The sequence below is a fragment of the Streptomyces sp. NBC_00582 genome, from assembly GCF_036345155.1.
Taxonomy (GTDB): domain Bacteria; phylum Actinomycetota; class Actinomycetes; order Streptomycetales; family Streptomycetaceae; genus Streptomyces.
The window spans coordinates 8,927,232-8,940,683 of record NZ_CP107772.1; the positions used below are offsets into that span (position 1 = coordinate 8,927,232).

At 72.8% G+C, this 13,452-nt stretch carries 12 protein-coding genes and 1 pseudogene; 2 read left to right on the forward strand and 11 right to left on the reverse strand.

Going from position 1 to position 13,452, the window contains the following annotated elements:
• Positions 1–30: 30 nt before the first annotated feature.
• On the reverse strand, positions 31–861 hold the full coding sequence (locus tag OG852_RS40465; RefSeq protein ID WP_330350473.1) for an alpha/beta fold hydrolase: 831 nt from the start codon (positions 859–861) through the stop codon (positions 31–33).
• A 101-nt stretch (positions 862–962) separates the two neighbouring features.
• Positions 963–1,616 carry an NADPH-dependent F420 reductase gene (locus OG852_RS40470; protein WP_133915261.1) on the reverse strand — a complete coding sequence of 218 codons (654 nt, stop codon included), beginning with the start codon at positions 1,614–1,616 and terminating at the stop codon, positions 963–965.
• A 202-nt stretch (positions 1,617–1,818) separates the two neighbouring features.
• Here OG852_RS40470 and OG852_RS40475 point away from each other — a divergent pair, with 202 nt between their 5' ends.
• Positions 1,819–2,580, forward strand: coding sequence for a GntR family transcriptional regulator (locus tag OG852_RS40475; RefSeq protein WP_330350474.1), 762 nt, complete (start codon positions 1,819–1,821; stop codon positions 2,578–2,580).
• 61 nt (positions 2,581–2,641) lie between these two features.
• Here the strand turns inward: OG852_RS40475 and OG852_RS40480 are convergent, their stop codons facing one another.
• Positions 2,642–3,799: an ROK family transcriptional regulator gene (locus OG852_RS40480; protein WP_133915259.1), complete on the reverse strand. Its 1,158-nt coding sequence runs from the start codon at positions 3,797–3,799 to the stop codon at positions 2,642–2,644.
• Between the two features lie 99 nt (positions 3,800–3,898).
• A pseudogene (locus OG852_RS40485) lies at positions 3,899–4,304 on the reverse strand (response regulator transcription factor); the annotation flags it as partial.
• 146 nt (positions 4,305–4,450) lie between these two features.
• Here OG852_RS40485 and OG852_RS40490 point away from each other — a divergent pair.
• A complete protein-coding gene (locus OG852_RS40490; protein ID WP_133915258.1) occupies positions 4,451–4,825 on the forward strand; it encodes a hypothetical protein in 375 nt (124 codons plus the stop codon).
• Positions 4,826–4,832: 7 nt separating this feature from the next.
• Here the strand turns inward: OG852_RS40490 and mug are convergent, their stop codons facing one another.
• The 7 genes from mug to OG852_RS40525 form a co-directional block, all read right to left on the reverse strand.
• Positions 4,833–5,369: a G/U mismatch-specific DNA glycosylase gene (mug, locus tag OG852_RS40495; RefSeq protein WP_330350475.1), complete on the reverse strand. Its 537-nt coding sequence runs from the start codon at positions 5,367–5,369 to the stop codon at positions 4,833–4,835.
• Between the two features lie 29 nt (positions 5,370–5,398).
• On the reverse strand, positions 5,399–6,841 hold the full coding sequence (gene purB / locus OG852_RS40500; RefSeq protein WP_330350476.1) for an adenylosuccinate lyase: 1,443 nt from the start codon (positions 6,839–6,841) through the stop codon (positions 5,399–5,401).
• A 121-nt stretch (positions 6,842–6,962) separates the two neighbouring features.
• A complete protein-coding gene (locus tag OG852_RS40505) occupies positions 6,963–7,742 on the reverse strand; it encodes an SGNH/GDSL hydrolase family protein (protein ID WP_330350477.1) in 780 nt (259 codons plus the stop codon).
• An 80-nt stretch (positions 7,743–7,822) separates the two neighbouring features.
• The gene (locus tag OG852_RS40510) at positions 7,823–8,836 is read right to left on the reverse strand and encodes a hemolysin family protein (RefSeq protein WP_133915254.1); all 1,014 of its coding nucleotides are present in this window, start codon (positions 8,834–8,836) and stop codon (positions 7,823–7,825) included.
• Complete coding sequence (locus tag OG852_RS40515) at positions 8,833–10,167, reverse strand: hemolysin family protein (RefSeq protein ID WP_133915253.1); 1,335 nt, start codon at positions 10,165–10,167, stop codon at positions 8,833–8,835. The genes OG852_RS40510 and OG852_RS40515 overlap by 4 nt, the downstream gene beginning before the upstream one ends.
• 185 nt (positions 10,168–10,352) lie before the next feature.
• Complete coding sequence (locus OG852_RS40520; RefSeq protein ID WP_330350478.1) at positions 10,353–10,778, reverse strand: GNAT family N-acetyltransferase; 426 nt, start codon at positions 10,776–10,778, stop codon at positions 10,353–10,355.
• 103 nt (positions 10,779–10,881) lie between these two features.
• Positions 10,882–13,449: an ABC transporter permease gene (locus tag OG852_RS40525; protein WP_330350479.1), complete on the reverse strand. Its 2,568-nt coding sequence runs from the start codon at positions 13,447–13,449 to the stop codon at positions 10,882–10,884.
• Positions 13,450–13,452 lie beyond the last annotated feature (3 nt).

Sequence of the window (13,452 nt, forward strand, 5' to 3'; positions counted from 1 at the left end):
CGGCCGCCCACCGCCTCACCCGGGGACGGCTCAGCGGCTCCCGTCCAGGATCACCCGGGCGACCAGCGCCGGGTCGTCGTTCATCGGGCAGTGGCCGCAGCCGGGGAGGCGGACCAGACGGGCGGCCGGGATGATCTGCTTGGCGCGGACACCCTGACGGCGCACGAGGAGCCAGTCGCGGGTGCCCCAGCCGACGGTGACCGGGATACCGGGGATGTCGTCGGTGAACTGGACGGTGGTGCCCGCCCGCAGCGTCTGGTCGAAGCCGGTGGCCTGGGCCAGCGCGAGCGTCTCGGCGACCACGGCCTCGGGGGCGCGCCGGCCCGGACGGGCGTAGATGGTGCTGGTCAGGGCCGTGCGCCCGGCCGCCGTACGGGACAGTCGCTCGACCAGGGGCAGCGGCAGCCGGCGGGAGATGTGCCGCATGGTGAGCAGGACACCGAAGGCGTACCGGCGTTCGGCCTCCGACCAGAATCCGGCGGGGGACAGCGCGGTGACGGACCGTACGAGCTTCTCCCGGCCGAGTTCCAGGGCGAGCAGACCGCCGAGCGAATTACCCGCGACATGCGGCCGTTCGAGTTCCAGGGACTCGCAGAAGGCCGCGAACACGGAGGTCGTGGTGGGCAGGTCGTAGGCGAGCCCGTCCGGCAGCGCCGGGGAGACGCCGAAGCCCGGGAGGTCCACGGCGATGACGTCCCGCTCGGCGGCGAGGATGTCCACCACCGGGTCCCAGGCCTGCCGGTGATGGCCGATCCCGTGCAGCAGCAGGAGGGGTTCACCGCGGCCCACCCGCTCGTAGGAGACGGTGACCGGCTGCGGGCCACCGGGGGTGGTGACCGGGAAGGAGACGGTGACGGGCATGGGGGAGCTCCTCGTCTGGACGGACCGGCGGACGCGTAGACAGCTTGTCAGCAATTGCTACCGACGGGTAGCCCTCAAGGGTGACGCGGCCTCGGCGGGGGTCAACGGGGGGTGTGCAGTTCCAGGTTGAAGTCCGCGTGCCCGAAGTGGCGCATGAGGTTCAGCCACAGCGGCAGCCACATCTCCACACTCCGCGCCGCCTGGATGCCGCCCAGGTCGAGCACCCGGTCCGCCGGCCAGCCGAACTCCCCGAGCAGCGCCGTGACCTGCGCCTTCGCATCCGCGTCCGCGCCGCACACAAAGATCTGGTGGCGGCCCGGCACACGCGCGGGATCGACCATCACCGCACAGTTGACCGTGTTCAACGACTTCACCACGCGCGCGTGCGGGAACGCCCGCTGGATCTGCTCGCCCACGCTGTCCGACTCCACGGGGGACAGCCGCACCTCGCCGCCCTCGAACGACAGCGGATTGGAGACGTCCACCACGACCTTCCCGGCGAGGTTGTCCGCTCCGGCCGCCTCCAGCGCGGCGAGCGCCACCTGCCCCGGCACCGCGTTCACGACCACCTCGGCGCCCGCGGCGGCCTCGGCGAACGTACCCGCGAAGGCGCTTCCGCCCGCGCTCGCGGCCCACTCCCGCCCCACGGGGTTGTCCTGCGTACGCGAACCCAGGGTCACCTCGTGGCCCAGTTCCACCAGCTTCCCGCCGAGCGTGCGACCGACCTGCCCGGTGCCCAGCACCCCGTACCGCATGCGACCTCCCGTTTCCGGATGTTTCCGGCGTTTCCGGCCCACTGCCGACTCGGTCATTGTGGGCCGGGAACCCGGATTCCGCCCGGAGGATTGGTCTTGACCAAGGGTGGGGGCCGCCCTATGGTCGCAGAGAAGTACAACAACCTTTAATAAACAAGGGCGCGAAAAACGCCGCCGGACCACGGCGATTGCGGAGGACAGGGTGGGGACCACGCAACTGGAATCGGTACCGGAACCGAAGTACTGGCATCTCAAGACCGTGCTCAGCGAGGCGCTCGACTCCGAGTTCGCCGTCGGCGAGATCCTTCCGAACGAGCGCGACCTGGCCGCCCGCTTCGGTGTCGCCCGCGCGACGCTGCGTCAGGCCCTGGAGCAGCTCGAACTGGAGGGCCGGCTCCAGCGCCGTCGCGGCGTCGGCACGACCGTCGCACCGCCCCGGATGGGCGTCGCCGTCGGCTCGGAGCGGCAGGGCTGGCCCGGCGGCGGGGACGACGCCTGGAGCTGCGTCGACTGCGTCCTCGAGATCCCGCCCGCCGCCGTCGCCACGGCCCTGGAGACCCCGCGCGAGGAGGCCGTGCACGTGGTGCGCCGCTCGCGTGTCTCCCACGGCCAGCCGGTCGCCGCCGAACTCCTCTACGTCCCGGCCGCCTCGGTGCCCGACCTGACCGCCATCGGTGCCCCGTCCGAGGCGGCACGCGCGCGGGCGGTGCTGCGCGAACTCCAGCACCTGGAACTCCAGGGCCAGGACCGCGCCGTGGAGCTGGGCTCGGCCCGCGCGGACGACGCCAGGGAACTCGACCGGCTGCCCGGCGCCCCCGTCCTCGTCGTCACCACCCGCTTCTTCGCCAGGGGCCGTACCGCCGCCCTCTCCGTCGCCACGTATCGCGCTGACACGTGCCGCCTGACGTTCGGAGCCTCCGGCGGCGTGGAGATACACCACGGTCCGCAACGCCAGGCGTCCTGACGACCGAAGCCCGCGCCCCGGACTCCTCCGGGGCGCCACGCGTCTCACCGCCGACGTCCCGTCATCTGCGGGCCGTCACCGTCCCCTCCACCGCGAAGAGCTGCTCCTCGACATGGTCCAGCGCCAGCCGCAGGGCCCCCGTCGCCACCGCCGCCTCGCCCAGCATCGACAGGGCCACCCGCGGCGGCCGCAGACAGTAACGCGCCAACTCCCGCCGCAGCGGCTCCAGTACGTCGTCCATCCCGGCCGCCCAGCCGCCGACGACGACCAGCTCCGGATCGAGCGCGAGGACCAGAGCGGCCACATCGTGCACGAGCCGCCGGATGAACCGGTCCACGGCGGCCCGCGCCTGCTCGTCGCCCTCACGGGCCCGGGCGAACACCTTGGCCACCGCCTGCTCGTCCAGCGGATGCAGCGGCTCGCCCGTCGTGGACAGCAGGGTCTCCGGGGTCACCTCCCGGCCCAGCAGATGCAGCGCCCCGATCTCACCGGCCGCCCCGCCGTACCCCCGGTGCAGCCGCCCGCCGATCAGCGACCCGGCGCCCGGACTGAGCCCGGCCAGGACGAACACGACGTCGTCCGATTCGGTGGCCGAGCCCTTCCAGTGCTCGGCGACGGCCGCCGCGTTGGCGTCGTTCTCCACCAGCACCGGGCACTTGAAGGAACGGCTCAGCCGGTCGCCCAGCCGCAGCCCGGTCCACTCCGGCAGCGCCGTGCCCAGCCGTACGGTCCCGTCCGCCTCGACGATGCCGGGGGTGGCCACCCCCACCGCCCGCAGCGAGTCACGGGGCACCCCCGCCCGGCGCAGCAGCTCGGCGACCGCCGTGCGCAGCCGCTCCAGCCGCTCGTCCGCGGACGCCGTCTCGTCGACGTCCTTGGCCTGCGAGCCCAGCAGCCGCCCGTCCAGGTCGGCCAGCAGCGCCGCCACCCGGTGCGGGCCGATCTCCAGGCCCAGCAGATGCCCTGCCTCGGCACGGAACCGGAACCGCCGCGCGGGCCGCCCCTGCCGACGGGCGACACTCTCGTCGGCCGCCTTCTCCACGACGAGCCCCGCCTCGATGAGGTCCTCGACGACCCCCTCGACCGTCGGCCGGGACAACCCGGTCACCCGTGTGATCTCCGTGAGCGTCGCGCAGTCCACGGCACGCAGCGCGTGCAGCACCACCGCGGAGTTGATCCTGCGCAGCAGCGAGGGATCCCCGCCGGTCAGCCGCCCCACCGTCCGTCCTCCCAGCTCGTGCGCGTGTTGGCCGGATCGTACTCGGCGGGGACGAGTCGGGCGAGTGCGGAATCCGTACCGATGCCCTCACACACCGTCTCAACCCGGCGCCACGAACCCCGATTCGTACGCCGTGATCACCGCCTGGGTGCGGTCGCGCGCCCCCACCTTCGCCGGCACCGCGCTCACATGCGACTTCACCGTCTCCGTGCCCACCACGAGCCGCTGCGCGATCTCCGCGTTGGACGGCCCGCGCGTCATCAGCCGCAGCACCTCGGCCTCCCGCTCGGTCAGCCGGGCCCGCTCCAGGGTGTCCCGGGCCGCACGGTCGCCGCCCGCCCCCGCCGTACTCGGCGGCCGGCCGCCGCACCGACGCCGGGAACAGCGGCGACTCGCCCTCCGCGACCAGCCGTACCGCGTGCACGATCTCGGCGGACCGGGCCCGCTTCAGCAGGAACCCGTCCGCGCCCGCCCGCAGCGCCTCGTACACGTACTCGTCGTTCTCGGACCGTGGAGCGGGCTCGCGGTGACCGCTCTGTGGACGGGCGCCGCGGTCACGGCGGGCGCGCGGCGGCTGCGGCGCGGGGACGCCTGAGCGCGGGCGGGACTGACGGGCCGCCAATTGTCAGTGGCGGCGGGTTTACTGGAGGCATGGACATCGAGACGTTGCTCGCCGGTCCCGGCGACCGCACCGCCGCCTTAGCGACCAGTCATGGTCTCGGGGCGGCGGACGCCGCGGTGCGCGTCGCGGAGGCGGAGCGGTTCCACGAGGACAAGGAGGACCTCGCCGGGGAACTTGCGCAGCGATGGGGCGAGCCCCACCACATCGGCATGCAGACGGTACGGCTGCGGACCGCGACCGAGGAGATACCCGCGCCCTGGGCCGAACTGAGCCTGCGGGTGGCGGACGTGTACCTCTGGCAGCTCGCGGAAGACGGCCGCTGGGTCGCCCTGGGCGTCGCCGACCTCGACCCCGACGACGAGATAGAGCTCCTCGTCGTCGTCACCGAGACCGACCCGCCCTGACCGGCGCTCAGTCCCCTGCCGCTCGGTCCTCCGCCGCCACCCGCAGCCGGGCGAACTCCTCCGCCATCGTCGCCGCCGTCCAGTGGGCGTTGAGGCCGCTGGGATTCGGCAGCACCCACACACGCGTCGTCCCGATCACCCGCTCCTGCGGCCCCACCGAGGCCCTGCGGTCGTCGAAGGCGGCCCGGTAGGCGGTCACGCCGACCACGGCCAGCCAGCGCGGCTCCAGCCGCGTCACCTTCGCCACCAGCAGCCGCCCGCCCTCGCGGAACTCCTCGGCGCTCAGCTCGTCGGCCCGCGCGGTCGCCCGCGCCACCACGTTCGTGATGCCGAGGCCGTACGCCGGCAGCTCCCCCTGCTCGGCCGGCTTCATCAGCCTCGGCGTGAAACCGGACAGGTGCAGCACCGGCCAGAACCGGTTGCCCGGACGGGCGAAGTGGTGACCGGTCGCGGCCGTCATCAACCCCGGGTTGATCCCGCAGAAGAGCACGCGCAGACCGCCCGCGACGACGTCCGGTACGAGACGGTCGCGGGCGGCCTCCAACTGCGCCGGGGTGAAGCGCGGCGAGCGGGTCAGAGGATCGCCCCCGGGGTGTAACCGGCCGCCTCCGGACGCTGCTTCACGATCTCCTCGATCCGCCCGACCAGGGTGGCCACCTGCGCGGACGCCGCGCCCGTGAAGGACAGCTTGTCGGCCATCAGCGCGTCGAGCTGCGCCCGGTCCAGCGGAAGGCGCTCGTCGGCGGCCAGCTTGTCCAGCAGCTCGTTGCGCTCGGCGCCGCGCTCACGCATCGCGAGGGCGGAGGCGACGGCGTTCTCCTTGATCGCCTCGTGGGCGAGCTCACGGCCCACGCCCGCGCGCACCGCGCCCATCAGCACCTTGGTGGTGGCGAGGAACGGCAGATACCGGTCCAGCTCGCGGGCCACGACCGCCGGGAAGGCACCGAACTCGTCGAGCACCGTCAGGAACGTCTCCAGCAGACCGTCCAGCGCGAAGAACGCGTCCGGCAGGGCCACGCGGCGCACCACCGAGCAGGACACGTCGCCCTCGTTCCACTGGTCGCCCGCCAGCTCCCCGGTCATCGACGCGTAGCCGCGCAGGATCACCATGAGGCCGTTGACGCGCTCGCAGGAGCGGGTGTTCATCTTGTGCGGCATCGCCGAGGAGCCGACCTGGCCGGGCTTGAAGCCCTCGGTCACCAGCTCGTGGCCGGCCATCAGCCGGATCGTCTTCGCCAGCGAGGAGGGGGCGGACGCGAGCTGCACCAGGGCCGTCACGACCTCGTAGTCCAGCGAGCGCGGGTAGACCTGCCCGACGGAGGTGAACGCCTGCGAGAAGCCCAGGTGGGCCGCGATCCGGTCCTCCAGCTCCGCTAGCTTGCCCGCGTCCCCGCCCAGCAGGTCCAGCATGTCCTGCGCCGTCCCGACCGGGCCCTTGATCCCGCGCAGCGGGTAGCGGCCGAGCAGCTCCTCGACCCGGCCGTAGGCCACGAGCAGCTCGTCGGCGGCGGTCGCGAAGCGCTTGCCGAGGGTGGTGGCCTGCGCGGCCACGTTGTGCGAGCGGCCGGCCATGACCAGCTCGCCGTACTCGCCGGCCAGCTTGCCGAGGCGCGCCAGCACGGCCACCGTACGGTCGCGGACCAGCTCCAGCGAGAGCCGGATCTGGAGCTGCTCGACGTTCTCCGTGAGGTCGCGGGAGGTCATGCCCTTGTGGACCTGCTCGTGCCCGGCGAGGTCGTTGAACTCCTCGATCCGCGCCTTCACGTCGTGCCGCGTGACCTTCTCGCGCTCGGCGATGGACGCGAGGTCGACGGTGTCGAGGACACGCTCGTAGTCGGCGATCGCCGCGTCCGGCACCTCGATGCCGAGGTCCTGCTGGGCCCGCAGCACGGCGAGCCAGAGCTGACGCTCCAGCTTCACCTTCTGCTCGGGCGACCAGAGCGTGGCGAGCTCGGCGGAGGCGTACCGTCCGGCGAGGACGTTCGGGATGCGGGGCTTGGCGGGCGCAGAAGTCACGTGTACGGATTCTACTGGCGATTCGTGCAGGCCAGCGCCACGGTCCCGTTCGGCGGATCCTACGAGACCGGCGTCACCCGAGGGGTGCGGCCCGCCGGGGCCGGCGGTGGCCTGCGGCGTCCTACGCGGGTCCCTCGTACGGCAGCAGCTCGGGACGCTTCGCCGGGCGGCCGTCGCCGGAGGAACGGCCGGTCAGCCGGCGGCCGATCCACGGCAGCAGGTGCTGCCTGGCGAAACGGGCGTCGGCGACCCGGCGGGCGGCCCAGCCGGGCGGCACGGTCGCCGGGATCGGCGTGCGCCACTCGGTGTCCTCGGGGTCGTAACCGAGGGTCTGCCAGACGGCCTCGGCGACCCGGCGGTGCCCCTCCGGCGTCAGGTGCAGCCGGTCGACGTCCCACAGCCGCGGGTCGGCGAGCGAGGGGGCGCCGTACAGGTCGACGACCAGGGCGCCGTGGCGGGCGGCCAGCTCGTCGACGCAGACGAACAGCTCCTCCATGCGCGGCCGGAACCGCTCCAGGACGGGACCCTGGCGCCCGGGGCTGCGCATGAGTACGAGCTGCTTGCAGGACGGGGCCAGCCGCTCCACCGCCTCCGTGAGCAGGCCCTTGACCATGCCCATGTCGCACTTGGGGCGCAGGGTGTCGTTCAGACCGCCGACCAGGGTGATCACGTCGGCGTTCATCGCCGCCGCCACGTCCACCTGCTCCGCGACGATCTGCCCGATCAGCTTGCCCCGCACCGCCAGGTTGGCGTACCGGAAGCCGGGGGTGCGGGCCGCCATCCGGCCCGCCAGGAGATCGGCCCAGCCCCGGTAGGAGCCGTCGGGCAGCAGGTCCGACATGCCCTCGGTGAAGGAGTCGCCGACCGCGACCAGGCTGGTGTGTGTGGGGTTCGTCTGCATGGCGACACAGATGGTAGCCCGAGTCCCATACCCAGCGGTCGGTCACCCCTGTCCGGTACGCGGACTCACGCGCCTCCGTCTCACACCGGCTGCCCGAACAGCTCCCGCAGCACGTCCTCCATCGTCACCAGTCCGGCCAGCCGCCCGTCCGCACCGAGCACCGCCGCCAGGTGCGTCCGGCTGCCGCGCATCGCGGTGAGGACGTCGTCGAGGGGGGTCGCCTCCCGCACCCGCGCGATGGGCCGCATGTCCCGCAGCCGGAACGGCTCGTCCCGGGGCGAGGCGTCCAGCGCGTCCTTCACATGCAGATAGCCGATGATCCGACGTCCCTCGTCCACCACCGGGAAACGCGAGAACCCCGACTCGGCGGCCAGCGCCTCCAGCTCCTCCGGCGTCACGCCCACGCGCGCGTAGACGACACGTTCCAGCGGCAGTACGACGTCCCGCACCGGGCGGCTGCCCAGCTCCAGCGCGTCGTGCAGCCGCTCCCGGGCACGGTCGTCGATCAGGCCCGCCTCGCCCGCGTCCTTGACGATCTGGGCGAGCTGGGCGTCCGAGAAGGCCGCCGTGACCTCGTCCTTGGTCTCGATCCGCAGCAGCTTCAGCAGCCCGTTGGCGAACGCGTTGATCGCGAAGATCACCGGGCGCAGCGCCCGCGACAGCGTGACGAGCGGCGGGCCGAGCACCAGTGCGGTGCGCACCGGTTCCGCGAGCGCGATGTTCTTGGGGACCATCTCGCCGAGCAGCATGTGCAGATAGGTGGCCAGCACCAGCGCGATCACGAAGGACACGGCGTGGCCCGCGCTCTCGGGCACCCCCACCGCGTGGAACACCGGCTCCAGCAGATGCGCGATCGCCGGTTCGGCGACGACACCGAGGACCAGCGTGCACAGCGTGATGCCGAGCTGTGCCGCCGCCATCAGCGAGGACACGTGCCGCAGTCCCCACAGCACGCTCGTGGCGCGCCGGTCGCCCTGTTCGGCGTAGGGCTCGATCTGGGCGCGGCGGACGGAGATCAGCGCGAACTCCGCGCCGACGAAGAACGCGTTGACGACCAGCGTCGCCAGGGCGATCAGAAGCTGTACGACGGTCACTGGTCCGCCCCTTCCACGGGGTCCTCGGCGAGCGGGGCGTGCAGCAGCACGCGCGCGGCACGGCGGCCGGACGCGTCGACCACGTCCATGCGCCAGCCCGCGACCTCGACGCCGTCACCGACGGCCGGTATCCGGCCCAGCTCGGTGGCGACGAGGCCGGCGAGCGTCTCGTAGGGCCCCTCGGGGACGTTCAGGCCCACGCGCGCGAGCTGGTCCATCCGGGCCGCGCCGTCGGCCGAGTACAGCGCGCGGCCGGCGTCGTCGGTGCCGGCGGGGGCCAGGTCGGGCGTCTCGTGCGGGTCGTGCTCGTCGCGGACCTCGCCGACGACCTCCTCGACGATGTCCTCCAGCGTCGCCACACCCGCCGTGCCGCCGTACTCGTCGATGACCACGGCCATCGTCCGCTTGCCGGACAGCCGGTCGAGGAGCCGGTCCACGGTCAGCGACTCGGGCACCAGGAGCGGCTCGCGCATGATCTCCGAGACCGGCACGTGCAGCCGGCGCTCGGCGGGGATCGCCAGGGCGTCCTTGATGTGCGCGGTGCCGACGACCGCGTCGAGGCCGCCGCGGTGGACGGGGAACCGGGACAGGCCCGTCGCCCGGGTCGCGTTCGCCACGTCCTCGCAGGTCGCCAGGGCGTCGAGGGAGATCACCTGGACGCGCGGGGTCATCACGTTCTCCGCGGTCAGGTCCGCCAGGTTCAGGGTGCGCACGAACAGCTCGGCGGTGTCCGCCTCCAGCGCGCCCTCGCGGGCCGAGTGGCGGGCCAGGGCGGCCAGCTCCTGGGGGCCGCGCGCGGCGGCCAGCTCCTCGGTGGGCTCCAGGCCGAAGCGGCGCACGACATGGTTGGCGGTGTTGTTGAGATGGGCGATGAACGGCCGGAAGGCGGCGCTGAACCACCGTTGCGCGTTGCCCACGGTCTTGGCCACGGGCAGCGGCGAGGAGATCGCCCAGTTCTTCGGCACCAGCTCGCCGACGACCATCAGGAACACCGTCGACAGCGCCGTCCCCAGGACGAGCGCCACCGAGCCGGACGCCGCGCTCGACAGCCCGGCCGACTCCAGCGGCCCCGCGATCAGCGCGGCGATCGACGGCTCGGCCAGCATGCCGACCACCAGGTTGGTGACGGTGATGCCGAGCTGGGCGCCGGAGAGCTGGAAGGTGAGATTCCGTACGGCCTTGAGCGCGCCGGACGCGCCGCGCTCACCGCGCTCCACCGCCCGCTCCAGCTCGCTGCGCTCGACCGTGGTCAGCGAGAACTCGGCGGCCACGAAGGCGCCGCAGGCGAGGGACAGCAGGATCGCCGCCAGCAGCAGGAGCACTTCCGTCATCGGTTCACCTCCGTCCCATGGTCCGGCAGGGCAGGGAGGATCGCGCGATGTCGCGCACGGCTACTGGGAGGCTCGCCCATGGGCGGACGCTCACACCTTTCGAGGACTGGCGGGGGACCGCACGGGTTCGTACGGCCCCCCAATAGTAAAGGATCGGCAAAACCGACCCGCGTCGGGGGCGTCGATCAGTCGACCAGCGGCTTCACCCAGCGCCGCCAGTGCTCCTCCGGCGTGTACCCCGCCGCCCGCCACGCATGATGGGCCGTCTCGTTCCGGGTGAGCACCATCGCGTCCCCGCGCCGCCCGCCGAGCCGTACGAACCTCTCCTCGGCGGCGGCGAGCAGCGCCGTACCGACGCCCTGGCGGCGCCGCTCCGGGTGCACCGCCAGCCGGTACAGATGGCACCGCCAGCCGTCGAACCCGGCGATCACCGTGCCCACCAGCTCACCCCCGCGCTCGGCCAGCAGCAGCGCCTCGGGGTCACGGGCGACCAGCCGCTCCACACCGGTGCGGTCGTCGCTGATGCTCGTGCCCTCGGCGGCGGTCTTCCAGAAGGCGAGGACGGCGTCCAGGTCGTCGGGCGTCGCGGCCCGTATGCGCAGATCAGACATGCGGCGATCCCACCACGGACGCCGTGGCGGGACGGCGCATTCCACGATCCGGACCCCCGCACATGGTCAGGGGTCCCCTCGCGCCATGCCGCGCCCGCGCCCCTCACTCGTGGGCGATCGCCGCCAGGACGTTCATCCGGGACGCGCGCAGGGCCGGGAGCAGGGCGGCCACGACGCCCACCACCGCCGAGCCGATGACGACCGCGACGATCGTGCCCCACGGGACGGCCAGCGCCTTCATGCCCTGGAGGGCGAGCACCTGCTGTATGCAGACGCCCCACACCAGTCCCAGCGCCAGCCCCAGCACCGCGCCGAACACCGCGATCACCACCGACTCCAGCCGGATCATCCGCCGCAGCTGCCGCCGGGCCAGCCCGATCGCCCGCAGCAGCCCGATCTCCCGGGTCCGCTCCACCACCGACAGCGCCAGCGTGTTGACGACGCCGAGCACCGCGATGACGATCGCGAGACCGAGCAGCGCGTACACCAGATAGAGCAGGACGGCGATCTGGTCGTGCACCAGCTTCTTGTAGTCGGCCTGGTCACGCACCTGGACCTGCGGATACGGCTCGAGTGTCTTCTCCAGCCGGGGCCGCAGCTGCTCGGCGCCGGTGCCGGCGGCCGCGTTCACGTACAGCGCGGAGTCCTGGCCGTCGGGCACGTACTTCTCGACGGTGCCCATCCCGAGGAAGAGCCCGCCCTCCATCCCGAAGCCCTCGGAGGCGTCCTGGTCGGTGAGCGCGCCCACCTTCAGCGAGGTCGTGCGGTCGCCGGGGAAATCCGCCGGGAGCACACTGCCGAGCTTCACCCCGTGGTCCTTCGCGAAGTCCACGTCCATCCCGATCGCGCCGTCCGCCAGCGCCGCCGCCGAGTCGCCCTCGGCGTACGTGACATGGGCGACGTCGTCGACCCGGTCGTCGTATCCCGAGGCCGTGGTCTCGACCCGCTTGCCGTCCGGCAGCCGGATCGCGAGGGGCGCGAACCGCTGCCGTACGACGAGCCCGACGCCGTCGGTGTCACGGACCGCGTCCGTCACCTCCTGCGAGAAGGGCGTGAAGTTGGCGTTCTGGATCACGAAGTCCGCGCCGAGCGTCTTGTCGATCTGCTGGTCGAACGACTTCGACATCGACGCGCTCGCCACCGACATGCCGCCGACCAGGGCCAGGCCCACCATCAGCGCGGCGGCGGTGGCACCCGTACGACGGGGATTGCGCAGGGCGTTGCGCTGGCTCATCCGCCCGACCGGCCCGAACAGGGCGGGGAAGGCGCCGCCGAGGACCCGGATCACCGGCCGGACCAGCAGCGGTCCCGCGATCACCATGGCGATCAGCGTCAGGACCACGCCGAGGCCCAGCAGGGAGGCCGCGGACGCCGTCTTCGAGGCGGTCGCGCAGCCCAGCAGCGCGGCCGCGCCCAGCGCCCCGACGACCGCCCCGACGATCGCGCGCACTTTCAGCGGCCGGCCCACCCCGGCGATGTCCGCGTCCGAGAGGGCCGCCATGGGCGACACGGTGGCCGCGCGCCGGGCCGGGAGGTAGGCGGCGACGAAGGTGACGCCCACGCCGACGACGTACGCCGCCACCGGGGTTGCCCAGCCGACCACCATCTCGGTGGTCTTCAGGTTCATGCCGAACGCGCTCATCAGCCGGATCAGCCCGGCAGCGAGCCCGATGCCGGCCGCGAGACCCAGGGTGGAGCCGACGAGCCCGAGCAGCACCGCCTCGGTGAGCACCGAGCGCCGCACCTGACGGCGGTCGGCGCCGAGCGCCCGCAGCAGGCCCAGCTCACGGGTGCGCTGGGCGATCAGCATCGAGAAGGTGTTGACGATGAGGAACACGCCGACCAGCACGGCGATGCCGGCGAACCCCAGCATCACGTACTTGATGACGTCGAGGAAGCCGCCCAGCGACGCGGCCGAGGACTTGGCCTGCTCGTCGGCGGTCTTCACGTCGTACGGACCCGAGCCCAGCGCGGCCGCGACGCGGTCCTTGAGCACGGCGTCGGAGACACCCGGCGCCGCGTCGACCGAGATGCCGGTGGCCTTGTCGGCCGAGCCCAGCAGCTCGGTCGCGGCGACCTTGGGGTCGAGGAAGACGAGGGCCGCGCCGGGGTTGGTGGTGGTGAAGGTGGCGATGCCGACAATCTCGACGTCGAAGGAGCCCGGCTGGGCCATCACGGTGAGCGTGTCGCCGATCTTCACATGCTTCTTGTCGGCGGTGTCGGCGTCCAGCATGGCCTGCCCGGCGCCCTGCGGGGCGTGGCCGGAGGTCAGCTTCACCGGACTGCGGTGGGTGAGGTACCAGTCGGTGGCGATGGTGGGGGCGCCGGTCGTCGGACCGACGGACTTGTGGTCGCTGTCGACGACCGTGATGTTCTCCACGCTGACGTCCGCGTGCGCGGAGGCGACCCCGTCGACGCCGGCGACCTCGGCGGCGAGGGCGGCCGGGACCGTCTGCACCGCGCCGCTCGGCACGTTGGAGTTCAGGTCGTCCTTCGGTTCCACCGTCACATCCGCCGAGGTGGAGGCGAACAGCCGGTCGAAGGTACGGGTCACCGTGTCCGAGAAGATCAGACTGCCCGCGACGAACGCCACGGACAGCACGACGGCGAGGGCCGACAGCAGCAGCCGTCCCTTGTGCGCGAGGAAACTCCTGAGCGTCGCCTTCAGCACCGG

Coding starts and splice junctions, on each gene's coding strand:
- OG852_RS40465 (WP_330350473.1), bottom strand. CDS start 861: ATGCCCGTCACCGTCTCCTTCCCGGTCACCACCCCCGGTGGCCCGCAG.
- OG852_RS40470 (WP_133915261.1), bottom strand. CDS start 1,616: ATGCGGTACGGGGTGCTGGGCACCGGGCAGGTCGGTCGCACGCTCGGC.
- OG852_RS40490 (WP_133915258.1), top strand. CDS start 4,451: ATGGACATCGAGACGTTGCTCGCCGGTCCCGGCGACCGCACCGCCGCC.
- OG852_RS40505 (WP_330350477.1), bottom strand. CDS start 7,742: ATGCAGACGAACCCCACACACACCAGCCTGGTCGCGGTCGGCGACTCC.
- OG852_RS40515 (WP_133915253.1), bottom strand. CDS start 10,167: ATGACGGAAGTGCTCCTGCTGCTGGCGGCGATCCTGCTGTCCCTCGCC.
- OG852_RS40520 (WP_330350478.1), bottom strand. CDS start 10,778: ATGTCTGATCTGCGCATACGGGCCGCGACGCCCGACGACCTGGACGCC.